Consider the following 25,161-nt stretch of genomic DNA (forward strand, 5'->3'; position numbering starts at 1 on the left):
AGCCGGGGCACGGATGCCGTCGCCCCGGCTGCCGCCGGCACGATCTCCGCCGCGGCCGCCGCGACCGGTCCGTCGGCGGTGAGCACGGTCAGCGGACCCGAGGTGTCGGCGCCGCGCCGCACGAGCGCGAGCGCGATCGGCCCCTCCTCGAAGTGGCGTGCGACGGAGGTCACCGCGCCGACCTCCGTGTCGCCGATCGCGACCGCGTCCCCCCGGGTGGGCAGCACGTCCTCGCTGCCGTCCAGGTGCAGCGCGACGAGGCGTCGCGGCGGGTGCCCCAGGTTGTGCACCTTCGCGACGGTCTCCTGCCCGCGGTAGCAGCCCTTGTCCAGGTGCACGGCGGTGCGCAGCCAGTCGACCTCGTGCGGGATGAGCCGGTCGTCGACCTCCGCCGCCCACCGCGGCCGCCACGCGGCGATCCGCAGCGCGTCGACGGCGAGGGCGCCTGCGACGGGCCGCTCGCGCAGCAGCCGCGCGGCCTCGTCCGGCGTCACGAGCACCTCGACCCAGTGCCGGTCGAGCCCCGGATGGCCCTCCGGGGCCGCGTAGCCCGCGCCGCCGGGACCCACCTCGGGCCACGGGTCGTGCCACACGAGCGGGACGTCGGCCGGCGCCGCGGCCGTGATCGACGCGGCCGAGGCGGCCCCGGCCACGACGTACTCGTCGGCCAGCCGTGGGGCGACGCGCAGCCGGAACCGCATCCGCAGCAGCCAGCCGAGCAGGGCCTCGGCGTCACCGGCGTCCACCAGCAGCCACGCGGTCTCGCCGTCGTCCACGACCCCGGCGACGTGCTCGACGTGCCCGTGCGGGTCGAGCACCAGCAGCTCGGTCGACTCCCCCGGCGCCAGCGCCGTCACGGCCTGCGAGGTGATCGAGTCCAGCCAGCTCAGCCGGTCCTCGCCCGACACCGCGATCACGGCGCGGTCCCCGGTGATCGCCACCGCCTCGCCGTCCGCCAGCATCCGCTGCTCCACCGGCGGGTTGCCCGCGTGCTGCAGGACGCCGTCGGTGACGACCGCGCCCGGCAGGCCCTCGAACAGCCCGGTCATCGGTCGACCTTCGCCAGCCGCGCCGAGGCGTGCGAGCCCAGCTCGCCGCCGAGCGCGGCGATGTCCCACGCCCAGAGCAGGTGGCCCTCGACGAGCCCGTACATGCGGGTCGCCGCGCCGTACGCACCGGCGCCGGGAGGGCTCACGACCGCGTCGGTGGCGATGTCGATGCGCGGTCCGCGCACCTGGCCCACGTACAGCTCGCTGAGCCCGTCGGCGTGCACGATCGCCGCGACCAGCTCGAAGCCGCCCTCGGCGGTGCGCAGCGCCTCCACGTCGTCGGCGGCGCGCGCGGCACCGGCAGCGCGGGCGGGCAGCAGCCCGGGACCGGGGTCGGATGCCGTGGCCGGACGGGCCAGCCGCCAGTAGCCGCTCTCCGAGACCAGCGGGGTCTCCTCCGCGTCCCGCAGGTGCGCGGAGGCCGCGTAGGCGAGCGCGCCGACGGCGTCGGCCGTGAAGCTCACGCGGTGCGAGAACTCACCCGTGAAGCGATGACCGTCCGCCTCGTAGTCGATGACGCCGGTGCCCTCCCAGGTGCCCACGAGCCACGCGAGCGGGACGAGGTCGGCGGGCAGATCGGTCGGAAGCTCGATCATGGCGCCCGTCAGCGCTGGCCGCGATACAGGTTCTTGACCACCACGACGGAGACGAACGCGATCGCGAGCGAGGCGAGCCCGAGCAGCCCCACGAAGAACATTTCCAGCGCGACGAGGTCCATGCCACCCATGGTAGCGCTCAGATCGCCGTCAGCAGCGTGACCAGCGCGCCCACCGCGCTGATCACGCCCAGCACCAGCATCGAGCCGAGCACGGTCATCGCGGTGCGGCGGATGAACCCCGCCGCGATGCCGTACCAGAGCTGCACCGCGAAGCCGACGATGAGCGCGAGGCCGAGCGCGATCGTCGTCCAGGTCGCCTGCCAGCCCGCGGGCACGAACAGGACGATCGCGAGCCCGGCCACCGCCGTGAGGATCCACACCGCGATGATGGGGCGCATCGGACGGTGCGGCACGAGCTCCGGCGTGGTCATCCCGTCATTCTCGCGCACGGCGGAGGTCCCCGCATCCACTCGGAGGCCCGTCCCCCTCTAAGATGATCGGAAGGCGGCCGAGTCCGCCGGGAGGATTCCTTTGGCACAGCTTCTCGTCCTGAGTTCCGCGCAGGCCGGCGCTCCGGTCCTGCCGTCGCTCGAGTTGCTCAGCCACCGTGTCCGCCAGATCCCGGCTGAGCCCGCTCAGCTGGTGAACGCGCCCAGCGCCGACGTCGTGTTCGTCGACGCCCGCTTCGATCTGGTGGGCGCCAAGTCGCTGTGCAAGATCCTCACCACGACCGGTCTCGAGGCGCCGCTGCTGCTGGTGATCACCGAGGGCGGCCTCACCGCGGTGTCCACCGACTGGGGCGTGGACGACGTCATCCTCGTCAGCGCCGGGCCCGCCGAGGTCGACGCCCGCATCCGGCTCGCGATCGGCCGCCAGACGGCGGAGCAGCCCTCCAGCCGCGTGCAGACCTCGGGCATCACGATCGACGAGTCGTCGTATTCGGCGAAGGTGCACGGCCGGCCCCTCGACCTCACGTACAAGGAGTTCCAGCTGCTGCACTTCTTCGCCACCCACCCGTCCCGGGTGTTCACGCGCGAGCAGCTGCTGAGCGAGGTCTGGGGCTACGACTACTTCGGCGGCACCCGCACGGTCGACGTGCACGTGCGGCGCCTGCGCGCGAAGCTCGGCGACCTCGAGCAGCTGATCGGCACGGTGCGCAACGTCGGCTACCGCTTCAACGTGTACGACGAGGATCAGGTGCCGGCCCCGAAGAGCCGCAGCCAGGTCTGAACCCCGTTCACATCTCGGTCACCTCGTGCTGTCATGATGAGGTGATGATCGAACAGGACGTGCTCGATTCGGGTCTCGGCGACGCCGACGACGACGACTTCGACCAGGCGACCGAGGCACCGGATGCCGAACTGCCCGAGGGCCGTTACCTCGACCGGGAGCTGAGCTGGCTGGCGTTCAACCAGCGGGTGCTCGAGCTCGCCGAGGATCCGCAGCTGCCGGCCCTGGAGCGCTCCAACTTCCTCGCGATCTTCGGCAGCAACCTCGACGAGTTCTTCATGGTGCGGGTGGCGGGGCTCAAGCGCCGCATCCTGACCGGCCTCGCCGTGCCCACCAACGTGGGCCGCGCCCCCGCCGACGTGCTCTCCGACATCTCCGAGGCCGCGCACGCCCTGCAGCTGCGGCACGCCGAGGCGTGGCAGTTCCTGGTGCGCCCCGCCCTGGCCGACGCCGGCATCGAGATCGCGACCTGGAACGAGCTCGACCCGCACGACCAGGCCCGGCTGTACGAGTACTTCCAGGCGCAGGTCTTCCCGGTCCTGATGCCGCTGGCTGTCGACCCCGCCCACCCGTTCCCCTACATCTCCGGGCTGTCGCTGAACCTGGCGATCCGCATCCGCAACGCCAAGACCGGCCGGCAGGAGTTCGCCCGCCTGAAGGTGCCGCCGATGCTGCCGCGGTTCGTGGAGGTCTCGCGCAGCACCGACCACGTGCGCTACGTCACCCTCGAGGACCTCATCGCGAACAACCTCGACGACCTGTTCCCGGGCATGGAGATCCTCGACCACCACGCCTTCCGCCTCACCCGCAACGAGGACATGGTCATCGAGGAGGACGAGACCGAGAACCTCATCCAGGCGCTCGAGGCCGAGCTGATGCGCCGACGGTTCGGGCCGCCGATCCGCCTCGAGATCACCGACGACATGGACGAGGTCACCCTCGACCTGCTCATCAAGGAGCTCGACATCACCGAGCAGGAGGTCTACCGCCTCCCCGGCACGCTCGACCTGCGGGGCCTGTTCGACCTCTCCCGCATCGACCGTCCCGACCTGCGCTACCCGCCGCACGTGCCCACCACGGCGCTCGCGTTCCAGCCCGGCGACAACACCGAGCGCGCCGACATCTTCGCCGCGATCCGCAAGGGCGACGTGCTCGTGCACCACCCGTACGAGTCGTTCGCGACGAGCGTGCAGGCCTTCCTCGAGCAGGCCGCGAAGGACCCGCACGTCCTGGCCATCAAGCAGACGCTGTACCGCACCTCCGGCGACAGCCCGATCGTGCAGGCCCTCATCGACGCGGCCCAGGCCGGCAAGCAGGTGCTGGCCCTGGTCGAGGTGAAGGCCCGGTTCGACGAGGCGAACAACATCGTGTGGGCGCGCAAGCTCGAGAAGGCCGGCGTCCACGTCGTGTACGGCCTGGTGGGCCTGAAGACGCACTGCAAGCTGGCGCTGGTGATCCGCGAGGAGAACGGCGTGCTGCGCAGCTACTGTCACGTCGGCACCGGCAACTACAACCCGAAGACCAGCCGCATCTACGAGGACTTCGGCCTGTTCACGGTGAACGAGGAGGTCGGGCGGGACCTGACCCGGCTGTTCAACGAGCTGAGCGGCTACGCGATCGAGAAGAAGTTCAAGCGCCTGCTGGTCGCGCCGCTCCACCTGCGCAAGGGGCTGCTGCGCCTGATCGACGCGGAGCGCCGCAACGCCGAGGCCGGCAAGCCCGCCGGCATCCGCATCAAGGTCAACTCGATGGTCGACGAGCAGATCATCGACGCGCTCTACCGCGCGAGCCAGGCCGGCGTGCCGGTCGAGGTGTGGGTGCGCGGCATCTGCAGCATCATGCCGGGTGTGCCGGGCATGAGCGAGAACATCACGGTGCGCTCGATCCTGGGCCGCTACCTGGAGCACTCGCGCATCTTCGCGTTCCAGGCGGGCGGCACGCCCATCGCGTACATCGGCAGCGCCGACATGATGCACCGCAACCTCGACCGCCGGGTCGAGGCGTTGGTGCGCATCGTCTCCCCCGCGCAGCTGACGGAGCTGAACGACCTGTTCTCGCTGGCGATGAGCGACACGACCAGCTCCTGGTGGCTCGGCCCGGACGGGGAGTGGGTGCGTCATCACCTGGACGCCGACGGCAGGCCGCTCGCCGACCTCCAGGACGTCACGATGGCCGCCGTGCAGCGGCGCCGGCGGCCCCGGGCGGCTCGATGACCGACACCGCCGTGTACGCGGCCGGGGGCGTGGTGTGGCGGCTCGTCGAGGGGAAGCTGCTGATCCTGCTGATCCACCGCACGCAGTACCGCGACGTCACGCTCCCCAAGGGCAAGGTCGACCCGGGTGAGACGCTGCCGGAGACCGCGGTGCGCGAGATCGAGGAGGAGACCGGCATCCGGGTGCGCCTGGGCGTTCCGGTCGGGGTGTCCCGGTACGTCATGCCGAAGGGGCGGCAGAAGGTCGTGCACTACTGGGCCGCCGAGGCCACCGACGACGCGATCCGCGCATCGACCTTCGTGCCGAACAAGGAGATCGCGGCGCTCGAGTGGGTGACGCCGAAGAAGGCGCTCGGCTACCTCAGCTACCCGGTGGACGTCGAGATCGTGGAGAGCTTCCTGACGTTCGCGCGGGACGGCGCGATCGACACGTTCCCGATCATCGCGCTGCGGCATGCGAAGGCGGTCGGCCGCGATCAGTGGCACGGGGCGGACGCGGCCCGCCCGCTCACCGAGCGCGGCGCCCGCCAGGCGACGGCCATCGTCGGACCGCTGCGCGCCTACGGCGTGCGCCGGATCGTCTCCAGCGACGCGGTGCGCTGCGTCCAGACCGTGACGCCGCTCGCGAAGGCGCTCGACCGCACCATCCGCACCACCCCCGACGTCAGCCAGGACGCGTGGGAGGAGGGACGCTCCGACGTGCGGTCGGTCGTGGGCCGCCGGGTGCGCAGCGGCAAGCCGGCGGTGGTGTGCAGCCACGGACCGGTGCTGCCCGACATCCTGAACGAGCTGGCCCTCGCGACCGGCACGCTGCGCGGCTCGTACCTGGGCAGCGCGTCGAGCCTCGAGGTCGCGGGCTTCTCGGTCGTGCACCTGTCGCGCACGAACCCCGGCTCCGGCATCGCCGCGATCGAGACGGTGCTCCCCCAGGTCTGATCGTCGCCGCCACGTAAGATGTCACGGTGATGATCCCGCGGCTCACAGTGTGCGCCGCCCTGGCGATCCTCGCCCTCACGGCGAGCGGATGCAGCATCCTCCCCGACGCGCCGTCGACTCCCACGCCGAGCACCTCGACCACCGCGTACACGCCCCGGCCGACCGATACGAGCGGCACGGTTCCGCTGACGGGCGCCGGGCTGTCATGGCAGGCCGAGCGCATCGACACCTGGACCGCGGCGCTCGAGGACCCGCGGCCGCAGGTCACCTACACGACCGGCACGACGCAGTCGGCCCGCACCCAGTTCGCACAGGGCGCCGTCGACTTCATCGGCACCGACCGCACGTTCACCACGAGCGAGGTCGAGTCCACCACGTTCGCGGGGTGCAGCGCCGACGGCGAGCTCGTCGAGATCCCGGTCGCGATCTCCGCGATCTCGGTGGTCTACAACCTGCCGGGCGTGGCCGAGCTGCGCCTGGACGCGAGCACCGTCGCGGGCATCTTCACCGGACGCATCACGCAGTGGGACGACCCGGCCATCGAGGCGCAGAACCCCGACGTCACGCTGCCCGACGAGAAGATCACGCCGGTGCACGCCACCGGCCCCTCCGGGGTCACGAGCAACTTCACCGACTACCTCTCCGCCGCGGCCGAGCCGGTGTGGACCTACGGCTCGGTCGACCGCTGGCCCCAGCTCGGCGGGCGCGGCACGACCGACGTCGCCGGCACCGTCGAGGGCACCGTCGGCGCCATCGGGTATGTGGAGACGACGGATGTCGGCGAGCTGCGGGCCGCGGTGCTGCGGGTGGGCGACGAGTACATCGCCGCCTCGTCCCGTGCGGCCGCCGGCGCGGTGAGCATCGCGGAGCAGAGCGACGAGGAGACGTCTCCGACGCGGGTGCGTGTCGAGATCGACCGCACCCCGGAGGAGGGGGCCTACCCGCTCGCGATGGTGAAATATCTCATCGGATGCCGCAGCTATCGCGACCCGGCGGTCACCGCCGAGGTGCAGGCGCTGTTCACCTCCGCCGTCAGCGTGAACGGGCAGGCGGGCGTCACCGCCACCGGCCTGATGCCCGTGACGGGGTCGCTGCGCATCCGCGCCGAGGTCGCGCTGGCCCTCATGGGCACCGACGAGTGAACGCGGCCCTGCGTCGTTTACCCGCCGTTCACCCGTGCACCTCGGACCGGTAAGGAACGCCGCCTACCGTCTAAACGCCCCGCACCGGGCGCACACCCCTTACCCGTGAAGGATCCAAGAAGTGAAGATCTCTCGTCTTGCCCAGGCCGGCGCCCTCGCCGCCGTCGCAGCGGTCGCCCTGGCCGGCTGCGCGTCCAGCAGCACCTCTGACAGCTCGGCGTCGGCATCGGCGACCGCGTCCATCGACGCCTCGCTGACCGGCACCATCACCGCGGGCGGCTCGTCCGCCCAGGCCAACGCGCAGACCGCGTGGGCCGCGGCGTTCACCTCGGTCGCCACCGGCGTGACCATCAACTACGACAAGACCCTCGGCTCCGGCGGCGGTCGCACCAACTTCATCGCGGGCTCGCTCGACTTCGCCGGCTCGGACGCGCCGCTCTCGGCCGACGAGACGACCGAGGCCGCGGCGACCTACACCTCCGGCGCGGTCAACCTGCCGATCTACCTCGACGGCGTCGCGGTCGCGTACAACAGCTCGATCTCCGACTCGCTGAACCTCTCGACCGAGACCATCGCGAAGATCTTCTCGGGACAGATCACGAACTGGAGCGACGACGCGATCACGGCCGACAACGGCGGCACCGCGCTGGCCGACCAGGCGATCAACGTCGTCGTCCGCTCCGACTCGTCGGGCACCGCGAACAACTTCACCAACTTCCTCTACGCCTCCGACCCGACCGACTGGACGTGGGCGGGCTCCGGCACCTTCCCCGCCGACATCACCGGTGTCGACGCGCAGAAGGGTGGCGGCGCGGTCGCGACCGAGATCGCCGGTGTCGCCGGCTCCATCGGCTACCTCGACAACTCGGCGATCATCGACGGCGTCTCCGCGGCGTCGGTGAACGGCATCGAGCTCACGTCGGACACCGTCGCCGAGGCGTTCACGGCCGGCGCGACCGAGAACTCGAACGGTGTCGACGGCGACCTCTCGCTGAAGTTCGACTACGACGCGATCAACTCGGACGCCGACGCCTACCCGATCCCGCTGCTGTCGTACGCGATCATCCCGCTCGAGTTCACCGACACCGAGAACGCCGACGCGACGATCAGCTACCTCCAGTTCATCGCCACCTCGACCGGCCAGCAGGTCGCGGCGGCCAAGGCCAACTCGGTCCCGCTGCCGCAGTCGATCCTGGACGAGGTCCAGGCGACGCTCGCCACCGTCAAGTAATCACTGCGGCAAACTGATCCCGTGAGTGCTGCAACGCCAGCCGCGAGCGGCCGGGCCCCTGAGGGCCCGGCCGCCACCGCGGCGCTGAAGTCTCCGGGCAAGGCCGGGGATCGCGTCTTCCTCGGCCTGTCCAGCGGAGCCGCCTGGCTCATCCTGGTCATCCTCGCCGGCGTCGCGATCTTCCTCATCATCCAGGCCGTCCCCGCCATCACGGCGAACTGGTCCACGGCCTCGGAGATCCTCGACCCCACCGCCGGCAACACGGTCGGCTTCTCCGACTTCTGGAGCTACGTCGGTCCGCTGATCTTCGGCACGATCTGGGCGTCGCTTCTCGCACTCCTCATGGGCGCGCCGGTCGCGATCGGTATCGCCCTGTTCATCTCGCACTACGCGCCGCGCCGCATCGCCGGCGTGCTCGGCTACATCATCGACCTGCTCGCCGCGGTCCCGTCGGTCGTCTTCGGCCTGTGGGGCCTGTACACGGTGCGGTCGTTCCTCACGCCGTTCAACGACTTCGCCGCCGACTACCTCAGCTGGCTGCCCTTCTTCTCCCCCGACGCCTCCGCGGCCGGCGGGACGATCCTCGCGGGCGCGATGGTGCTCGCGATCATGATCCTGCCGATCATCACCTCGATCAGCCGCGAGATCTTCCTGCAGACCCCGCGCCTGCACGAGGAGGCCGCGCTCGCCCTCGGCGCGACGACCTGGGAGATGATCCGCATGGCGGTGTTCCCGTACGCCCGCAGCGGCGTGGTCAGCGCCATCCTGCTGGGCCTGGGCCGTGCCCTCGGCGAGACGATGGCGATCGCCATGATCGTCTCCCCCCAGTTCATCTACTCGTTCGTGCTCAACAGCAACGACAACCCCGGCACGATCGCGGCGAACATCGCCCTGCAGTTCGGCGGCTCCAACGGCCTGCAGCGCGAGGTGCTCATCGCCACCGGTCTCGCCCTGTTCGTGATCTCGTTCGCCGTCAACTTCCTCGCCCGCTGGATCATCGGCCGCTCGACCTCGGGCAGCCGCACGCGCCGTGCGCGGACCCCCAAGGCAGCAAAGGCGGCCACGTCATGAGCGTCACCACCGCGGCCCGCGTCGACACGCTGAACCGGCCCGTCTCGCTGCACGCCGGGCGACTGCCGCGCCGCTCGGAGCTGTACCTCCTGATCGGCTCGTTCGCGGCCACCGCGGCCGTGTTCAGCCTCTTCGCGCTGGGCGGCGACGGGTTCAACGTCGTCGGCTGGCTCGTCACCGGAACGATCCTCTACCTGGTGACGATCGGCGTCGTCTCCCTCATCGCGGAGGATCGGCGCCAGGCGACCAACCGCGTGATGCGCGGAGTGGTGACGACCGCGTTCGTGCTCGCGCTCATCCCGCTCGTGTCGCTGCTGTGGACCGTGGTCGCGCAGGGGATCACCTCGCTCACGCCGTCGTTCATCTTCGGCGCGGAGACCTCGACCTTCGACTGGGACACGCTGGAGACGACCACGGTCGCGGGCGCGGGGCCGGCCCTGGTGGGCACCCTCATCATCACCGGCATCGCGACGGTCATCTCGCTGCCGATCGGGATGCTGACCGCGGTCTGGATCACCGAGTACGCGACGACGAAGAGCCCGATCCGCCGGGTGATCACGTTCCTCGTGGACGTCATGACCGGCATCCCCTCGATCGTCGCCGGTCTGTTCGCGTTCGCGCTGTTCACGCTGATCGTCGGGCCGAAGGCGTTCAGCGGCTTCTCCGCCGCGATCGCCCTCTGCGTGCTCATGATCCCCACGGTCGTGCGCTCGAGCGAGGAGATGCTCAAGCTCGTGCCGATGGAGCTGCGCGAGGCGTCCTACGCCCTGGGCGTGACGAAGTGGCGCACCATCGTCAAGGTCGTGCTGCGCACCTCGGTCGCGGGCCTCGTCACCGCGGCGGTGCTCGCCATCGCCCGCGTCATCGGCGAGACCGCGCCGATCTACATCGCCGCCGGTTTCACGTCGTCCCTGAACACCGACCCGTTCACCGGCTCGATGTCGACTCTCGCGGTGCTCTCGTACACCGGCTACGCGTTCCCCGACCAGTCGCAGCCCGACATGTCGCACCAGGAGGCGTGGGGCGCCGCGCTTCTCCTGATCATCATGGTCGTCATCCTGAACCTCGTCGCGCGTCTGATCGCGGCACGGTTCGCCCCGAAGGCAAGCCGCTGAGGCCCCAGGTAGGAGTCCACTCGTGTCCAAGAGCATCGAAGTCAACGATCTGAACGTCTACTACGGCGATTTCCTCGCGGTCGAGGGCGTCAACATCCACATCGAGCCCCGCACGGTGACGGCCTTCATCGGCCCGTCCGGCTGCGGCAAGTCGACCTTTCTGCGCACGCTGAACCGGATGCACGAGGTCATCCCCGGCGCGCACGTGAAGGGCTCGGTGAAGCTCGACGGCGAAGACCTCTACGGCGCCGGCGTCGACCCGGTGCTGGTCCGCCGTCACGTCGGCATGGTGTTCCAGCGTCCGAACCCGTTCCCCACGATGTCGATCAGGGAGAACGTGCTCGCGGGCATCAAGCTCAACGGCGGCCGGCTCTCGAAGTCCGACCAGGATGCCATCGTCGAGAAGTCGCTGCGCGGCGCGAACCTGTGGAACGAGGTGCGCGACCGGCTCGACAAGCCGGGCGGGGGCCTTTCCGGCGGACAGCAGCAGCGCCTGTGCATCGCCCGCACGGTCGCCGTCTCCCCCGACGTCATCCTCATGGACGAGCCGTGCTCGGCCCTCGACCCGATCTCGACGTTCGCCGTCGAGGAGCTCATCGAGGAGCTGAAGCGCGTCTACACGATCGTGATCGTGACGCACAACATGCAGCAGGCGTCGCGGGTGAGCGACAAGACGGCGTTCTTCAACATCGCCGGCACCGGCAAGCCCGGCAAGCTCATCGAGTACGACGACACGTCGACGATCTTCACCACGCCGTCCGTGCAGGCCACCGAGGACTACGTCTCCGGCCGCTTCGGGTGAGCCCCGGCGGCCGGCGCCGTCCGTGGACCGGTCAGCGGATGCCGAGTTCCGCGACGAAGTCCGGCTGCGCGGGATCCAGATGCCGCAGCCCTCGGATGCGGGAGAACGCGACGTCGGCCGAGACGAGCGCTGTGACGTGCTCGCGGCGCATCGAGGTCGCGGCCAGCACGGCGTCGAACGCACCGAGGTCGTCGTGACCGCGGTAGAGCTGCAGCCCGGCATCGAGGTCGCCTGCGTCGACGCTGAGCAACGGGGAGAGTAGTCCGGCATACGCCTCTGCGAGGTCGGCGGCGTCGTCCCGGCCCCGACGTCGTGCTCGCACGTGGGCGAACTCCTGCACGACCTCGACGGTCGTCGTCGCCAGCAGACGTCCCTCTCCCACGGCGGCGATCAAAGCTCGACAGGGTTCACGAAGAGCATGATCGGATCCGGCGGCGTAGATCAGCACCGTGGTGTCGAGCACGATCACCCGTGTCGTCCTCGCAGGTCGTCGAGCTCCGCCCGCAGCGCGTCGGGTGCGGGCACGTCGGCCGGTGCCGCGTCGAGGATCTTCGCCGCGAGCTGTGCGCGGCGTGAAGCCTGCGGTGGATAGACGACATCGATCGCGTCGCGCACGAGCGCCCCCAGGGAGACGCCGCGCGCGACCGCCGCGCGCTCGAGGCGCGCGCGCTGTTCGACGTCGATCAGCACCTGCAGGCGCTCGGATTTCATGCACATACTGTAGCAGGAGCAGGTCTAGACAGGTGGCGGCTCGGCCTCACCCACGTCCGGCGCGAAGCGCACTCCCGCGGGGACGGGATCCGGCGGGGAGTCGTCATAGACCTCGCCGAGTGGGGAGGTCCACTCGAGGACGCCGTCGTCGAGTTGTCGCACCGCCCAGGCGGTGAACTGTTTCATCGAATGGTGCCGCTGGCACAGGTGAGCGAGGTTGCGGAGGCGCGTGCGACCGCCGAGCGCGTAGTCGTGGGTGTGGTCGACCTCGCAGCGCACGGCGGGGACGCGGCATCCGGGGAAGCGGCAGTGCTGGTCGCGAGCACGGAGGTGGCGGTCGATGGCCGCCGTGCGCTGATAGGTGTCGGTGTGCAGCACGGCGCCGGTGATGGGATGGGTGAGCACCCGTTCCCACGGGCACCGGGTGGCGCCGGCGAGCCGACGGGCCGTCTCGGCGTCCATCGGGGCGCGACCCGCGAGCTCGGCGGGATCCTGCTCGCCGCCGAGCAGCGAGAGCACCGGGACGACGACCTGCACCTTGGCCCGGATCGCGCCGAGCGTGCCGGGTCCGTCGTCGGTGCGGGTCGGGTCGGCGCCGGGCTGGCTGGTCAGCATCATGTCGGCGAGGATGTCGGCACGCAGCTGGTCGAGCGTGCGATGGTCGGAGGCCAGCACTTTGCGGGTCTCGTCGTCGATGTCGTCGGGCGGGTTCGCGCGTAGGTCGATGAGAGCGCGCGCCTGCTGGGTGGCCCGATCGAAGACGGCGTCGGCGAGCAGGGTCGGCATCCTCGCGATCAGGTCGGATATGCCGTCGACGCCGTGCTCGACACGCAGGCCACGCGTCTCGCGCGCTTCGACGTGCCGCTCGGTGAGCGTGCGCGGATGCATGCGCTCTGCCAGCAGCGCGAGAGCGCGATGCGCTCGCGCCGGCGTGGTGGCCTCGCAGTGACGCACCGCGGCCCGGTCGAACGCCTCGCGCTTCTCCGGCGGCAGGATGCTGCCGGCTTCCATGACGACGCGCACGTGCGCCCGTGTGAGACGCCCCTCGCCCCGGGCGGCGAGCGTGGCCGGATACTGCTCGACGAGCTGGCCCGCGTCGTCGATCTGGCGCTGCAGCGACCGGTCGGACATGTGCATCGGCACTGCGAGCTCGGCGGCGATCGCCCGCAGCGCCATGTCGTGGGCCTTGACCGAGGGGACCTGGTCGACGGTGACGGATGCGGCCAGCGCGCCCGCTCGGGCGAGGATGCGCGCCCGCTCCGCCTCCGCAGCGGCCACCACCGCCTCGACCGCCCGGAAGTCGTCGACGATGGAGCGCAGCTCGGTCCGTTCCGCTGCGCTCATCTCATCGGTGACTGTCGAATACATGTTCTAATCATCGCACCCACCCCCGACATCGACGCGGCCGGTCAGGAGACTGTGGAAAACCCGTATCGGAACAGCGGCTGTGGAGGAGAGGCTGCGCGCCGCACACAACAGAAGCGCGACCGAAGTGCAACAGGGAGCGCGACCGAAGCGCGACCGAAGCGCAACAGGGAGCACGACCGAAGCTCGGCCCACCCGCGACCGAGCCGTGCATTCTGCCACGTGGGGGCCCGTCGCGCCGCCCGTTTTCTCCGCGGCAGTCGCGGGGCATGATGAGCGCATGAGCGAACACGAGCGCCAGACCGATCAGGAACAGCACGACGACGAGGAGCGCGCCGAAGAGGTCGCCCAGGAGTGGGACCCGCCTGTCACCGACGACGAGGACCCCGTTCCCGAGGGCAAGCCCTTCCCGACGGAATAGGCGCCCTCGAGGCGCCGCGTCAAGCCCCTCGCGCCCGGCCGGCGTGAGGAGTGGACTCGTCCACATGGAAACGGACAGCGGACAGAACACGCACGGCACGCCCGACGGCGACCAGGATGCCGACACCGCCTCCGGTGGCGCACCTGAGCCGCGGGGAACGCCCGACGAGAACGACACGACCGACGAAAACGGTCGGCCGGTCGACAACCCCTCAGGAGGATGAGATGAGCACGATCCCCCCGAGCCCGGACGAGAACCCTCCGTTCGGCGATCCGCACGAGGACGATCCGGGCGAGCAGCCTCAGCCCCCGGCGTGAACATGGGAGCCCCGTGCCCGACGCGGAAGAGTCGGACACGGGGCTCTCTCGCGCACACCGCCATGACTCATGGAGTGAACGCGACCACGCCGGGCAGTTCCCCGAACCGGGCGGCTGCGTCGAGGGTGACGACATCCCGGCCGGTCTCCACGGCGTGCGCGGCGATGATGAGATCGTGGGCGCCACGCGGCCGCCCCGATCGGCGGACATGAGCGAGCAGGCGCGCATGGTGAGCCGCGGTGGCAGCGGTGTATTCGAGCACCTCCACGGTCGCGGTGATCGCGGCGATCGCGCGCGCACGATCCGCGGCTCGTCCGGCGGAATCGGCCAGCTCGATCCCGGTGCGGTACTCGGCTACGGTGATCGCAGCGATCGCCACCGAGTCCGCGGCGAGCAGCGAGCGATCGATGCTCTTGCGCTCGTAGGCGATGAGAACGCCGGTGTCCAGGATCAGTCGACGCGCCATGGATCGACGTCCTCCGCGAGCGATTCGACCGCCTGGGCGATGCTGCGGGCGAAGCCGTCGTCCGGCGCCGGGATCCCCTCCAGGGCCGCGTCCAGGTCGGCACCGCTTCGTGCGCGCGCGGGACGCAACTCGGCGATCGCGCGATTACCGCGCGTCACCGTGACCGTCTCCCCCGCCTCGATGGCGTCGAGCAGATCGGAGAATCGTCGCGACGCTTCCGTCGCCGAGACCGTACGCATGGATCAAGGGTATCTGATTATCAGATACCTGCGCGGGTCAGTCCTGTCGCCGCCGTGAGCGCCGCGCCGGCTCGACCACCGGTTCGGCCATCGGAGCGGCGTAACGCTGCAGATACTGCGTCAACGAGATCTCCTTGATCTCACGCCAGCGCCAGCGCACGCGCACCATGGTGCAGCCCCGCCCGCGCAGCTCGCCGGCGGTCGACGGCGAGAGCCGCAGGCCGGAGCCCGCGGGAACCCATCCGTCCGGCCCTTCGTAGAGTTCCACGATCTTCGGATTCCGCGGCGAGCGCCGCGACGAACGTCGCGCCATGACATCCCTGCCTTCCCGCCGACGCCCCCGCCCAGAGAGCATTGCCGACGGATCCCCACTCGCCAGCGGCGAGATCCCGTCCACCTAGCCTAACGGTGATACATAACGCCCATTGACAGCGATGTGATGAATCCGCTGAACGAGCGGAGCGTCTCACACGAGCAGCAGGAGGATCCCGCCGAGGTTGAAGACGACGTGTGCGACGAGTGCGGCGCCGATCCCCCGCGTGAAGGCCGTGGCGAGCGCCGCGGCAAGCCCCAGCGGCAGCGTGGCGGCGATCTCGGCCGGCCACGTCGAGCTGTCGGCCACGAGCAGATGTGCGCCGACGAAGGTCACGACCGAGAGCGCCACCGCGACGACGCCGGCGAACGTCGGCCCCCAGGGTCGTGCTGCCTGCGCCGTGGCCCGCTGGATCACCCCGCGGAAGAACAGCTCCTCGACGAACGGCGACACGACGACCGCGCCGGCGACGCTCACGACGAGCCCGGCGACGACGGCACCGTCGGCATCCACCGAGAAAGCGCCCGTGAGGCTGCCGGTCGTCGGCACCAGCAGCTCGGTCACGCCGCGAGCGAGGACGCCGAGCGAGAGACCGAGCAGGATGCCGAGCGACGACCAGTCGCGCAGCCCGGTGTCGCCGCGGCCCCACCGCACCGCCACGACCACCGCGACGACGTAAGGCGCGAGCACGATCACGAGGTCGAGCAGGGCCAGCAGCGCGGGCGGTAACGTCAGCAGGCTCGGGCGCCACAGCTGCGTGTAGAGCGATGTCACCACGAACGCGGCGACGAACCCGAAGCCGGCGACGCCGACGGCGATGCCCGGGCGCGCGAACGGTCCGGCGACGGACAACGACAGAGGCCCCGGGCCGTGACCCGGAGCCTCTGTCATGAAGGTGGTGCTGGTGTTCAGCGCTGCGCGCGTGCGCGGCGGCGGGCGGTGGCCGCGGCGACCGCGACTCCACCGAGGCCGAGCGCACCGGCGCCGACCCACACAGCCGCGACCGGAGTGGTGCCACCGGTGACGGCCAGGCCGCTGCTCGACGAAGACGAGGTCGCGGTGACCGCGACGCTGCCGACGAGCGTGCCGTCCTGGGTGACCAGGATGGTGTAGGTGCCCGAACCGTCGGTCGGGACGGTGAACGTGGCGGATGCCGCGCTGTCCACCGGCGTCTTGGTGACGGACGTGGTGCCGGTCGTGGCCGCAGCGACGATCGACGACAGGCTGCCCGAGCCGATACCGGGACCGGTGACGCTGAAGATCACGTCGTCGTCGTTGGCCAGATCGGTGACGGTGATGGTGACGCTCGAACCGGGAGCGGCGGTGGATGACGAAGTGCTGACGGTGCCCGTGACGGGGTACGTGGCCGCATTGGCCGCCAAGGCGCCGGACAGCACGATGGCACCGGCCAGACCGACGATGGCGATTGCTCTCTTGATCATGGTCTTCCTCGCAAGTTTTCTACAGTAAAACGACAATATTTCCGGGGGAAAAGCGGGGCCATCCATTGATCCGTCTGAAGATCGATAACCCCCAACCGCGTTCGATGCTACCCGACCGGCTCCTATATCGCACCTCGGCGTGTTACTACGAGGTAACAAGGCGACGAACTTCTTAATCACCCCAGGATTCACCCCCGCGCTCGCCCTCACCCCAGCAGAGTGCCGAGAACAGCGAGGATCACGAAGGTCGCGTTGTAGACCACATGCGTCACGATCGCCGCCCAGATGCGCCCGGTCAACAGCACCAGGGCTGCGCAGACACCGCCGAGCAGCGCGAGCGAGACGGCCGCGGCGGAGCCGCTGTCGAAGGCGACGGCATGCAGAAGCACGAAGAATCCGGTGGTGGCGAGAAATGCGACGAGCCCTGCCGAAATCTTGCCGAAAGGCCGACGCAGCACGGTGTAGAGCGACACGAGCAGCACCCCGCGGAAGAACAATTCCTCGAGCGAGGGCGCGATTACCACCGGCCCCAGCAAATCGTCTAGCCACCATGTGCTCGAAAGCGCCCCATTGACCGTTGCGTAGGACGGGAAGGCGCCGCTCCCCCCCAGGTCGACGTCGATCCAGCCGGCAGCAGTGCGCAGCACGATGCCCAATCCCAGGCCGAACAGCACATCGACCCAGCGAAAGACGAACAACCCGATCGGCCGCGACCGTGACAGCGCCCAGGCGACCGCGACCAGCATCCCGACCCACCCGACGACGGTGGCGAGGGATGACGCCCACGACGAACTCCAAAGCGACGCGATGAGGGCGCCGACGATGACCGACAGGCCGACGGCGACGAGCGCGACGGCCAGCGTCCGCTCGCGCCACCGCGCCACGGTGCTGCCGCCGAGCCGCCAGTCGGTGCGACGCGACGAACGACGACGCGGTCGCGACTCCGCGGGCGGCGGATCAGCGACGTCGACACCGGTGGGCTGCTCGGACACGCGCCCACGTTACCGTCACACGACTTCGTCGCCCAGCACCGTGTAGCCGAGCTCGGTGCCCCGGGCGCAGCCGTCGTCGACGAGATGACGCTCCAGGATGCCGCCGAGACGCACGCTCGTGCACAACGCGCGCAACCGGGCGCTCGTCTCGAGCGGCACGGACCCCCGATAGGCTCAAATACGCTGTTACCGCAAGAGAGTTGAGGGAGGATGCCGTGTTCACCGTGCTGACCGTGTGCACCGGCAACATCTGCCGTTCCCCCCTCGCCGCGCTCGTGCTGCGCATGCGTCTGGCCGATCTCGACGCGACTGTGGAGAGCGCGGGCACTCGCGGTCTGCCGAATGCGGCGATGCCCGAAGAGGCCGTGCAGCTCGCCGTCGAAGCGGGGGTCTCGGCGACCGACGCGGCCGTGCACCGCTCCCGCTTCCTCGCCGAGCACCATCTCACCGCTCCCGATCTGATCCTCGCGATGAGCCGCGAGCACCGACGTGAGATCGCGGAGCTCGCCCCGGCGCGGTTGCGGTCCACGTTCACGTTGCGCGAGTTCGCACGGCTGCAGGAGGAGTTCAGCGACCACGAGTTGCGTCAAGCGGCCGACGCCGGCGGGGTGAATGACAGTATGCGAGTGCGGGCCATGGCGGCGACGGTCGCTGGCGCTCGCGGCGTGGTCCTCGGCCCCGCCGATCCTGCGGAAGACGACGTCATCGACCCGTTCGGCAGATCGTGGGAGACGTATCAGCGTTCGGCGCAGCAGCTCATTCCCGCGCTTGACGGAGTGGTGCGAGCGCTTCGCTTGTCGATCACCTCCTGAGACACCGCCGCCACAATGGCGTTACATCGATATGGCAGGATGGCGGGCAGCCACACGCCACGCATTACGGAGAAGCCTGCATGGAACTAACTGACTACATCCGCGTTCTCCGGAAGAACTGGCTGATCATTCTGATCATCTTCCTCGTCGGCATCGGCGCCGCGGCAGTTTATAGCCTGACGCGAACGCCGATGTATGAGGCGTCGAGCACCGTGTTCGTATCCACCCAGACAAGCAGCGACTCAGTGCAGGAGTTGAACCAGGGTTCGACGTTCTCGCAAGCGCGGGTGACGACATACACCAATCTCGTCAAGACACCGATCGTGTTGAACACGGTCATCGCAGACCTGGGTCTGGGCGAGACAGCATCGCAACTCGCTTCGAAGATCACTGCATCGAATACGACGAGTACGACACTGATCACCATCACGGTGACGGATGCCGATGCCGTGCAGGCTGCCGACATCGCCAATGCTATTGCGTCGAGTCTCACGTCCGCGGTCGAATCGATCGAGACTCCCAACGGCTCTGACACCAGCCCGGTCAGATTGACGCGCGTCAGTGACGCGCAGCCCGCGCTCTCGCCGTCGAGCCCGAACGTGCCGCTGAATCTTGCCCTGGGTGCTCTGATCGGTCTCGCGCTCGGCATTGGTGTCGCCGTGCTGCGCACCGTGCTCGACACCAAGGTCCGTTCCGCGAAGGATGCGGCCGCCGTGACCGATGCGCCGCTCATCGGCGTGATCGCCTTCGACTCGAAGGCCAAGGAACGCCCACTGATCGTGCACGCCGATCCGTTGAGCCCCCGGGCAGAGTCGTTCCGGTCGCTGCGTACCAACCTGCAGTTCCTCGATATGGGCGGACGATCGAGCTTCGTCGTCACGAGCTCCGTGCCGAGCGAGGGCAAGTCGACGACGACGATCAACCTCGCGATCGCGCTGGCGGATGCCGGCAAGCGCGTTGCGCTGGTCGATACCGATCTGCGCAAGCCCAAGGTCGCCGAATATCTCGGCCTCGAGGGCGGCGTCGGTTTGACCGACGTCCTGATCGGCCGCGCGAAGCTGGGCGACGTGATGTTGCCGTGGGGAGGCCGCAGCCTGTTCGTGCTGCCGGCAGGCAAGATTCCGCCGAACCCGAGCGAGCTGCTCGGGTCCAGCCAGATGCACAGCCTGATCGAGGTGCTCGAGAATGGCTTCGATGTGGTGTTGTGCGATGCGCCGCCGCTGCTGCCGGTCACGGACGCCGCCGTGCTCTCCACTTCTATGAGCGGCGCGATCATGGTTGTCGCGGCGGGTCGCACAAGCCGTCACCAGCTGACCGGAGCTGTGGAGGCACTTCACACGGTCGGTGCGAAGCTTGCGGGCGTCGTGATGTCGATGGTGCCCACGCGCGGGCCCGACTCCTACTATGGGTATGGCTACGGATATGGATACGGCGGCTACGGTTACCGCGAATCCGCAGACGTGCGCTCGGCTGGCGAGGCCAGTTCGACCCCACGGTGACTGCTCTTAGGCGACTTGAGCGCACGCAGCCTCGGATGCTGCGGCCCCGGATGTTGTTGAGCAAGCCCAGCTTCCCGGCGTTGAGCAGACGAAGCGATGCGAAATGCGCGGAGAGCGCCTCCGGCGGTTACATGACACATTCGCGTGACATACGTCTGCTAGCGTCCCCGTCGGGGAACTCAGGACGGGAGAGGATGTGGCTTCGATTAGTGAGACAGTCACCAATGTTGCCTCTGCCGACCCGGAGCGAACAATGACCGAAACTCATCTGCCCACTTCCAACTGGCGGCGAGCGTACGCGCTTCGACTCTGGATCAGCGACTTGTTGGTGCTCGTCTGGGTTGCATACGGTACGCAGATCGCATGGTTCGGCGCAGGCGAGGCGCAAATCGCGATGCGCGACGACAGCAGGATCACTGACATCTCGTACTGGGTGTTCTCCGGCGCGCTCGTTGTCTTCTGGATGTGGTCGCTGTCGTTCATCGACTCTCGCAGCTACCGAGTAATCGGCACCGGGAACACCGAATACGTTCGCATCATCGATGCAAGCTTCCGGCTGTTCGGTCTTATTGCGATCCTGGCGTTTCTTCTTCGAGTCGATCTCGCTCGCGGGTATCTACTCATCAGCCTTCCGGTCGGCATCCTCGTTCTTACTCTGGAACGCTGGTTGTGGCGACAATGGCTGAACGCACAACGGTCGATGGGCCGATATGCCGCGCGGGTCCTCCTAGTCGGTTCGGAGACTTCTGTCGCGCAAATCGCACGGGAACTCCAGCGCAACACCAGCGCTGGCTATCAGGTTGTAGGTGCGTGTGTTCCTTCTGGAAAAGTCGCATCGACCGTGCCAGATACCGCCATCCCCGTGATGGGCAGCGTCGATGCCATCGAGCGCGCGATGTTCGCGACGAACGCCGACACGATCGCGGTGACAAGCACCGATGAATTGCCGCCGTCGAAGGTCAAACAGATCTCGTGGAATCTGCAGGCTGGGCGGCAGCACCTCGTGCTCGCGCCCAGCATCGTGGACATCGCTGGTCCGCGTCTTCACACGCGCCCCGTCGCAGGTCTGCCCCTGATTCACGTCGAGACCCCTCGTTTCAGCAGGGGCCAGCTCTTCCTCAAGCGCACGTTGGATGTCTCGGCGAGCGCCGTCGGGGTCGTGCTGTTGAGTCCCATCTTCGCGTTCCTTGCGATGAGTATCCGGCTCTCGTCAGAGGGACCGGTCTTCTTCCGTCAGATACGCATCGGCCGCAGCGGACGCGAGTTCACCATGCTGAAGTTCCGGTCAATGGTGACGAACGCAGAGGAGCTTCTCGAGAGCCTTCAGCGCGAGCGCCATGAGCAAGGCATCGATTCGGGCAACGAAGTGCTCTTCAAAATGAAGAACGACCCACGTGTGACGCCGATCGGTCGGATTATGCGTAAGTACAGCCTCGACGAGCTCCCTCAGCTGTTCAACGTGCTTGGCGGATCGATGTCGCTCGTCGGGCCCCGGCCGCCGCTGCCGCAGGAAGTCGAGCAGTACGCAACCCACGTGCACCGCCGGTTCCTGGTTAAGCCGGGAATCACCGGCCTCTGGCAGGTCAGCGGGCGCTCAACTCTGTCATGGGAAGACACTGTCCGTCTCGACCTGTCCTATGTCGAGAACTGGACGATGCTTGGCGACCTGGCAATCCTCGCAAAGACTGCCAAAGCTGCGCTTGCGCCCGGCGAGAGTGCACATTGAGGGTCGGAGACCCTCCCCTCACACCCCGAAAGCACGAGTTGAACAGATCATCCTTGGACGAACGACCGCGCGTATTGCATGTGGTCGAGCGTATGGGCGGCGGGCTCGCGGACGCAGTCATCAGCTACGCTCAGCGCACTCCTGGTTTCGAACACCATCTCATATTCGCCCACAGTAACGACGCATCGTTCGACGAGAACGAGTTGGACTGCTTTACGAGCGTTACATTTTTTAGAGAGGGGCACTTGAGACGGATCCGACAAGTCTCACGGCTCTCGAAATCCCTCGGTATAGACATAATTCACGGCCATTCTGCGTTCGGTGGACTATATGCACGCGTCGCCCGTGCACGTCGGTCGATCGCAATCGCATATACGCCTCATTGTTTTCCTTTCGAGCGCCTCGATGTCACGCGACTCGTGCGACGAGCGTTCCTTGCCATCGAATGGGCGCTTGCAAAGAACACGACTGTCTTCATCGCTTGCGGCAGACGAGAACAGGAGCTATCTCGCCGGCTTTCTGCGCGGGCGAGCGCCGTCTATGTCACGAACGTCGCGCGCACCTTCCCGTCGAGCGATTCTCACGACATTCCTCGGGGCGATCAGACGCTCGTAGTCGGAGCGGGGCGAATAATGCAGCAGAAGGGCACGACCGCCTTCGCCAATATCGCTGCGAAAATCCGCGAAGCGCCTCAACACCTGCCCGCGAGGTTTGTATGGATCGGCGACGGCACAGACGAGGTCCTACGCGGACAATTGATCGATGCAGGAGTCGAGATAACCGGATGGCTGGATCGCGCCGAAGTGCTGAAGCTGATGAGGCAAGCCACGTTGTATCTACATACCGCGTCATGGGAAGGATTTCCGATCGCCTTACTGGAGGCCGTGGCGGTCGGAGCACCAGCATTAGCTATCAAGCGTCCCTACACTTCTGGTCTTCCACCGGAGATCCTGGCCGAGGAAGACGATGCCACGCGCAGGATCCGGGATCTGCTCCGTTCGGCCGAGTTGAGAGCGATGACATACGACACGGCTCACCGCGCGTTCGAAGGGAACAATCCGAAAGAACAGTCGCGCCAATTGAACTCGGCCTACAACATCGGACTGGCGTCGACCAGGCGTTGACGAGAATCACACAATCGATACGGACTCGGAGCCCGACCATGAAGATCCTGATGCCGAGCAGAATCCTTGACCGCCACACCGGCGGGAATACGACGTACGCACGAGCGATCGCGTCCGGTCTGACATCTCGCGGCATATCCGTGGGAAAGATCCCGATGGGGAGTCATCCAGCCATCACCCTGTTACGGGAGACCGAGGCCGGTCTGCGTGCCGGTGAGGCCGGAGACGTGCTGCACTATGTGGCGGACACCGGTCCGTTGATCAAGACGCGGCGCCCTTCAGTCGTGACGGTGCACGGTGTGGCCAGCCGCTGGATCTCCGATGCACGCAACCGTCGCCAGGAAAAGATCTGGCGCACTCGGGTGCAGCGCGCTATCGACTCAACGGACCGCGTCATCACGGTCTCCCGCTCGAGTGCGCGCGACATCCACGAAGTGTTCGGAGTGGATGCCTCGCGCATCGTCACGATCGAACATGGTATTGACCTTGACCGATTCTCAACCCCTACTCCGCTGTCGGAGGAGATTAACGGCAGACTGCCGAACGAGTTCGCGCTGTATCTGGGCAACATTGAGCCGAGAAAGAACCTCGTGCCGCTCATCGAGGCTTTCGAACGTCCCGAAGTACGCGAGCTGGGCATCCCTCTCGTAATCGCAGGCAAGCCAGCGTGGAACTCAGAAACGACTCTTGCTCGTCTCGCCGAGGCAACAAACGCGATCCAGCTCGGCTTCGTGTCCGATCAGGATCGCACGGCACTCATGCAGGCAGCGAGCGTGTTCCTGTTCCCAAGCCTCTATGAGGGGTTCGGCTTCCCGGTGCTTGAGGCGCTCGCGGCTGGGACCATCGTGATGACCTCCGATCGGGGATCGCTCGCGGACATAGCGGGCCCGTCCTTGCAGTTCCCGTCCCTCACTGCCGATGGCATCACAGAGGGGGTCGTTCGTGCGTTGACCGATCAGACAGCGCGCGGGATCTGCGCGCGCAACGGGCGCGACTGGGCGTCGCAATTCTCATGGGAGGCGAGCGTGTCGAAGCACGTCGACGTCTACGAGAGCATGCTCTGATGCCACGGTCTAAGGTGCTGGTGCTCCACGCATATTCCGCCGAGAACGCTGGCGACGGCTTGCTGGTTCACGAGACACTCGCACTCGTCCGCGAAGCGCTCGGCGATGCCGCAGTCACTATGCTCGCGATTCGGCCGGAGACGTTCTCTGATCTCGACGTCACCGTGCTGCGGAGCACGCCGAGCGCACGAGGCTGGGACGCCGGCTACCGCCACGCTCTGCGAACGATCGATGACTTCGACCTCGTCGTCGCTGTCGGTGGGGGCTATCTGCGCGCAGGGACGCCCGTCGAGACGGTGAAGATGTTGCTCACTCACGCATTGCAGTTACGCGCCGCCGCGCGCACTCGAACGCCCACGATTTATCTGCCTCAGAGCATCGGACCGGCCCGTTACGGTCTTCGCCGGCCGCTGCGGCATCTGCTCGGCAAGGTCGACTCGGTAATGCTCCGCGACGACCGCTCAGTTCAAGAGGTCGGGGGACCCACAAGTATGCGCGTGCCCGATCTCGCCACCGCGGCGGTCGCGGATGGTCGACACCCTGGGCAGCCCGCCGCACAGATTCCCGTGCTTTCGATCCGAGCGGTGCACGGGAAGGTGAGCCCCGCAATATACGACTTGGCGGAGATGCTGGGTACGTACGACGGATACGTGCAGAGCACGACTGGTGGCAATGACGATCGTCCCGCGGCAGCGACGCTGACCCCACGAACGACCCTGGCGCGCGAGAAGCTGATGAATCCGGGCGGCCAGCCTCGCGTGGTAATAGCGGTCCGACTGCACGCCGCGCTCATGGCGCTCGCGGCCGGGCACTACGTGATACACCTCGCGTACGAGCGCAAGGGGTTCGGTGCTTTCGGTGATCTCGGGCTGTCCGACTGGGTTCACTCCGTCAACAATTTCGACGCACTCCACGTCCACTCACAGGCAAATGCTCTGCTGGACGATCCCGGCAGACGGGACAAGTACGACGCTCAAATCGCAACCGCTGCCGCGAGACTCGCAGATGCGCGAGGGTTCGTAATCGGTACGCTGCGCGACGCCTTGAACGCACGCAAATGATTCCATCATACCGATCGGCACGAGGATCGACCTGGCCGCCTCGTTGCAGATTCGGGGCTCTTCGCATTTAGGGGTGTAGGAGCGGTCTGAACCCGTCGGTCTCGAGCAGCGACCGTGCGATGTAGTTGGTCAGGTTCCGGAACCCCAGGGCCGAGCCGCGGAGGTGTTCGAGGCGGCCGTTGATGGCCTCTGTGGGGCCGTTGCTCGTGCCGGGGCGGTCGAA

The 25,161-nt window shown here is 68.0% G+C and carries 30 protein-coding genes; 16 read left to right on the plus strand and 14 right to left on the minus strand.

The window, feature by feature from the left end; all coding sequences use genetic code 11:
• The 3 genes from QM626_RS04495 to QM626_RS04505 form a co-directional block, all read right to left on the minus strand.
• On the minus strand, positions 1–1,049 hold a 1,049-nt coding region (locus QM626_RS04495; RefSeq protein WP_415074413.1), incomplete at its 3' end, for a YgfZ/GcvT domain-containing protein.
• Complete coding sequence (locus tag QM626_RS04500) at positions 1,046–1,645, minus strand: FABP family protein (RefSeq protein ID WP_415074415.1); 600 nt, start codon at positions 1,643–1,645, stop codon at positions 1,046–1,048. The genes QM626_RS04500 and QM626_RS04495, both read right to left, overlap by 4 nt.
• Before the next feature lie 139 nt (positions 1,646–1,784).
• A complete protein-coding gene (locus QM626_RS04505) occupies positions 1,785–2,078 on the minus strand; it encodes a hypothetical protein (protein ID WP_415074417.1) in 294 nt (97 codons plus the stop codon).
• A 100-nt stretch (positions 2,079–2,178) separates the two neighbouring features.
• On the opposite strand from QM626_RS04505, the gene QM626_RS04510 reads away from it, so the two are divergent.
• The 8 genes from QM626_RS04510 (at position 2,179) to pstB (ending at position 11,386) form a co-directional block, all read left to right on the plus strand.
• On the plus strand, positions 2,179–2,877 hold the full coding sequence (locus tag QM626_RS04510) for a response regulator transcription factor (protein WP_415074419.1): 699 nt from the start codon (positions 2,179–2,181) through the stop codon (positions 2,875–2,877).
• Between the two features lie 44 nt (positions 2,878–2,921).
• Positions 2,922–5,090, plus strand: a complete 2,169-nt coding sequence (locus QM626_RS04515) for an RNA degradosome polyphosphate kinase (protein WP_415074421.1) — start codon at positions 2,922–2,924, stop codon at positions 5,088–5,090.
• A complete protein-coding gene (locus tag QM626_RS04520; RefSeq protein ID WP_415074423.1) occupies positions 5,087–6,025 on the plus strand; it encodes an NUDIX hydrolase in 939 nt (312 codons plus the stop codon). The genes QM626_RS04515 and QM626_RS04520 overlap by 4 nt, the downstream gene beginning before the upstream one ends.
• A 29-nt stretch (positions 6,026–6,054) precedes the next feature.
• A complete protein-coding gene (locus QM626_RS04525) occupies positions 6,055–7,167 on the plus strand; it encodes a phosphate ABC transporter substrate-binding protein PstS (protein WP_415074469.1) in 1,113 nt (370 codons plus the stop codon).
• Between the two features lie 121 nt (positions 7,168–7,288).
• Complete coding sequence (locus QM626_RS04530; protein WP_415074425.1) at positions 7,289–8,398, plus strand: phosphate ABC transporter substrate-binding protein PstS; 1,110 nt, start codon at positions 7,289–7,291, stop codon at positions 8,396–8,398.
• Positions 8,399–8,419: 21 nt separating this feature from the next.
• Positions 8,420–9,469, plus strand: a complete 1,050-nt coding sequence (gene pstC / locus QM626_RS04535; RefSeq protein ID WP_415074427.1) for a phosphate ABC transporter permease subunit PstC — start codon at positions 8,420–8,422, stop codon at positions 9,467–9,469.
• Positions 9,466–10,584: a phosphate ABC transporter permease PstA gene (pstA, locus tag QM626_RS04540; RefSeq protein ID WP_415074429.1), complete on the plus strand. Its 1,119-nt coding sequence runs from the start codon at positions 9,466–9,468 to the stop codon at positions 10,582–10,584. Before pstC ends, pstA begins: the two co-directional genes overlap by 4 nt.
• A 22-nt stretch (positions 10,585–10,606) precedes the next feature.
• Entirely contained in the window at positions 10,607–11,386 is a 780-nt protein-coding gene (pstB, locus tag QM626_RS04545) for a phosphate ABC transporter ATP-binding protein PstB (protein WP_415074431.1), read from the plus strand.
• A gap of 31 nt (positions 11,387–11,417) precedes the next feature.
• Here pstB and QM626_RS04550 read toward each other — a convergent pair whose 3' ends face one another.
• Genes QM626_RS04550 through QM626_RS04560 form a run of 3 tightly spaced genes read right to left on the minus strand, consistent with a single transcriptional unit; the run spans position 11,418 to position 13,465 of the window.
• Positions 11,418–11,855 carry a type II toxin-antitoxin system VapC family toxin gene (locus tag QM626_RS04550; RefSeq protein WP_415074433.1) on the minus strand — a complete coding sequence of 146 codons (438 nt, stop codon included), beginning with the start codon at positions 11,853–11,855 and terminating at the stop codon, positions 11,418–11,420.
• A complete protein-coding gene (locus QM626_RS04555) occupies positions 11,852–12,097 on the minus strand; it encodes a hypothetical protein (protein ID WP_415074435.1) in 246 nt (81 codons plus the stop codon). Before QM626_RS04555 ends, QM626_RS04550 begins: the two co-directional genes overlap by 4 nt.
• Before the next feature lie 24 nt (positions 12,098–12,121).
• Positions 12,122–13,465, minus strand: coding sequence for a DUF222 domain-containing protein (locus QM626_RS04560; RefSeq protein ID WP_415074437.1), 1,344 nt, complete (start codon positions 13,463–13,465; stop codon positions 12,122–12,124).
• A gap of 277 nt (positions 13,466–13,742) precedes the next feature.
• Between QM626_RS04560 and QM626_RS04565 the strand changes: the two genes are divergently transcribed.
• Entirely contained in the window at positions 13,743–13,883 is a 141-nt protein-coding gene (locus tag QM626_RS04565) for a hypothetical protein (protein ID WP_415074439.1), read from the plus strand.
• A gap of 64 nt (positions 13,884–13,947) precedes the next feature.
• Complete coding sequence (locus QM626_RS04570) at positions 13,948–14,106, plus strand: hypothetical protein (protein WP_415074441.1); 159 nt, start codon at positions 13,948–13,950, stop codon at positions 14,104–14,106.
• Positions 14,107–14,267: 161 nt separating this feature from the next.
• On the opposite strand, the gene QM626_RS04575 is transcribed toward QM626_RS04570, so the two are convergent.
• The 7 genes from QM626_RS04575 to QM626_RS04605 all read right to left on the minus strand — a co-directional run bounded on the left by QM626_RS04575 (position 14,268) and on the right by QM626_RS04605 (position 17,811).
• Entirely contained in the window at positions 14,268–14,666 is a 399-nt protein-coding gene (locus tag QM626_RS04575; RefSeq protein WP_415074443.1) for a PIN domain-containing protein, read from the minus strand.
• Positions 14,651–14,905 (minus strand): type II toxin-antitoxin system Phd/YefM family antitoxin, encoded by a 255-nt coding sequence (locus QM626_RS04580; RefSeq protein ID WP_415074445.1) that lies wholly within the window; start codon positions 14,903–14,905, stop codon positions 14,651–14,653. The genes QM626_RS04575 and QM626_RS04580 overlap by 16 nt, the downstream gene beginning before the upstream one ends.
• A gap of 37 nt (positions 14,906–14,942) precedes the next feature.
• On the minus strand, positions 14,943–15,173 hold the full coding sequence (locus QM626_RS04585) for a hypothetical protein (RefSeq protein ID WP_415074447.1): 231 nt from the start codon (positions 15,171–15,173) through the stop codon (positions 14,943–14,945).
• A gap of 198 nt (positions 15,174–15,371) precedes the next feature.
• Positions 15,372–16,070 (minus strand): type II CAAX prenyl endopeptidase Rce1 family protein, encoded by a 699-nt coding sequence (locus tag QM626_RS04590; RefSeq protein WP_415074449.1) that lies wholly within the window; start codon positions 16,068–16,070, stop codon positions 15,372–15,374.
• 56 nt (positions 16,071–16,126) lie between these two features.
• Positions 16,127–16,660 carry a hypothetical protein gene (locus QM626_RS04595; RefSeq protein ID WP_415074451.1) on the minus strand — a complete coding sequence of 178 codons (534 nt, stop codon included), beginning with the start codon at positions 16,658–16,660 and terminating at the stop codon, positions 16,127–16,129.
• A gap of 206 nt (positions 16,661–16,866) precedes the next feature.
• A complete protein-coding gene (locus tag QM626_RS04600; RefSeq protein ID WP_415074453.1) occupies positions 16,867–17,652 on the minus strand; it encodes a lysostaphin resistance A-like protein in 786 nt (261 codons plus the stop codon).
• A gap of 15 nt (positions 17,653–17,667) precedes the next feature.
• Positions 17,668–17,811, minus strand: coding sequence for a hypothetical protein (locus QM626_RS04605; protein WP_415074455.1), 144 nt, complete (start codon positions 17,809–17,811; stop codon positions 17,668–17,670).
• A 56-nt stretch (positions 17,812–17,867) separates the two neighbouring features.
• Here QM626_RS04605 and QM626_RS04610 point away from each other — a divergent pair, with 56 nt between their 5' ends.
• From QM626_RS04610 to QM626_RS04635, 6 genes are all read left to right on the plus strand, one after another.
• Positions 17,868–18,464: a low molecular weight phosphatase family protein gene (locus QM626_RS04610; RefSeq protein WP_415074457.1), complete on the plus strand. Its 597-nt coding sequence runs from the start codon at positions 17,868–17,870 to the stop codon at positions 18,462–18,464.
• Positions 18,465–18,544: 80 nt separating this feature from the next.
• A complete protein-coding gene (locus QM626_RS04615) occupies positions 18,545–19,963 on the plus strand; it encodes a polysaccharide biosynthesis tyrosine autokinase (RefSeq protein ID WP_415074459.1) in 1,419 nt (472 codons plus the stop codon).
• 253 nt (positions 19,964–20,216) lie between these two features.
• Entirely contained in the window at positions 20,217–21,689 is a 1,473-nt protein-coding gene (locus QM626_RS04620) for a sugar transferase (RefSeq protein ID WP_415074461.1), read from the plus strand.
• Positions 21,690–21,742: 53 nt separating this feature from the next.
• A complete protein-coding gene (locus tag QM626_RS04625) occupies positions 21,743–22,813 on the plus strand; it encodes a glycosyltransferase family 4 protein (protein ID WP_415074463.1) in 1,071 nt (356 codons plus the stop codon).
• 38 nt (positions 22,814–22,851) lie between these two features.
• Complete coding sequence (locus QM626_RS04630; RefSeq protein ID WP_415074465.1) at positions 22,852–23,877, plus strand: glycosyltransferase family 4 protein; 1,026 nt, start codon at positions 22,852–22,854, stop codon at positions 23,875–23,877.
• A gap of 14 nt (positions 23,878–23,891) precedes the next feature.
• Positions 23,892–24,938: a polysaccharide pyruvyl transferase family protein gene (locus tag QM626_RS04635; protein ID WP_415074467.1), complete on the plus strand. Its 1,047-nt coding sequence runs from the start codon at positions 23,892–23,894 to the stop codon at positions 24,936–24,938.
• Positions 24,939–25,005: 67 nt separating this feature from the next.
• Here the strand turns inward: QM626_RS04635 and QM626_RS04640 are convergent.
• Positions 25,006–25,161, minus strand: a 156-nt coding sequence (locus tag QM626_RS04640) for a transposase (RefSeq protein WP_415074471.1), incomplete at its 5' end; no start/stop codon positions are given.

The organism is Microbacterium sp. (genome assembly GCF_047606385.1).
Classification (GTDB): domain Bacteria; phylum Actinomycetota; class Actinomycetes; order Actinomycetales; family Microbacteriaceae; genus Microbacterium.

Coding starts and splice junctions, on each gene's coding strand:
- QM626_RS04520 (WP_415074423.1), top strand. CDS start 5,087: ATGACCGACACCGCCGTGTACGCGGCCGGGGGCGTGGTGTGGCGGCTC.
- QM626_RS04560 (WP_415074437.1), bottom strand. CDS start 13,465: ATGTATTCGACAGTCACCGATGAGATGAGCGCAGCGGAACGGACCGAG.
- QM626_RS04500 (WP_415074415.1), bottom strand. CDS start 1,645: ATGATCGAGCTTCCGACCGATCTGCCCGCCGACCTCGTCCCGCTCGCG.
- QM626_RS04505 (WP_415074417.1), bottom strand. CDS start 2,078: ATGACCACGCCGGAGCTCGTGCCGCACCGTCCGATGCGCCCCATCATC.
- QM626_RS04555 (WP_415074435.1), bottom strand. CDS start 12,097: ATGAAATCCGAGCGCCTGCAGGTGCTGATCGACGTCGAACAGCGCGCG.
- QM626_RS04615 (WP_415074459.1), top strand. CDS start 18,545: ATGGAACTAACTGACTACATCCGCGTTCTCCGGAAGAACTGGCTGATC.
- QM626_RS04595 (WP_415074451.1), bottom strand. CDS start 16,660: ATGATCAAGAGAGCAATCGCCATCGTCGGTCTGGCCGGTGCCATCGTG.
- QM626_RS04580 (WP_415074445.1), bottom strand. CDS start 14,905: ATGCGTACGGTCTCGGCGACGGAAGCGTCGCGACGATTCTCCGATCTG.
- QM626_RS04525 (WP_415074469.1), top strand. CDS start 6,055: ATGATCCCGCGGCTCACAGTGTGCGCCGCCCTGGCGATCCTCGCCCTC.
- QM626_RS04570 (WP_415074441.1), top strand. CDS start 13,948: ATGGAAACGGACAGCGGACAGAACACGCACGGCACGCCCGACGGCGAC.
- QM626_RS04620 (WP_415074461.1), top strand. CDS start 20,217: ATGACCGAAACTCATCTGCCCACTTCCAACTGGCGGCGAGCGTACGCG.
- QM626_RS04515 (WP_415074421.1), top strand. CDS start 2,922: ATGATCGAACAGGACGTGCTCGATTCGGGTCTCGGCGACGCCGACGAC.
- QM626_RS04565 (WP_415074439.1), top strand. CDS start 13,743: ATGAGCGAACACGAGCGCCAGACCGATCAGGAACAGCACGACGACGAG.
- QM626_RS04630 (WP_415074465.1), top strand. CDS start 22,852: ATGAAGATCCTGATGCCGAGCAGAATCCTTGACCGCCACACCGGCGGG.
- QM626_RS04575 (WP_415074443.1), bottom strand. CDS start 14,666: ATGGCGCGTCGACTGATCCTGGACACCGGCGTTCTCATCGCCTACGAG.
- pstA (WP_415074429.1), top strand. CDS start 9,466: ATGAGCGTCACCACCGCGGCCCGCGTCGACACGCTGAACCGGCCCGTC.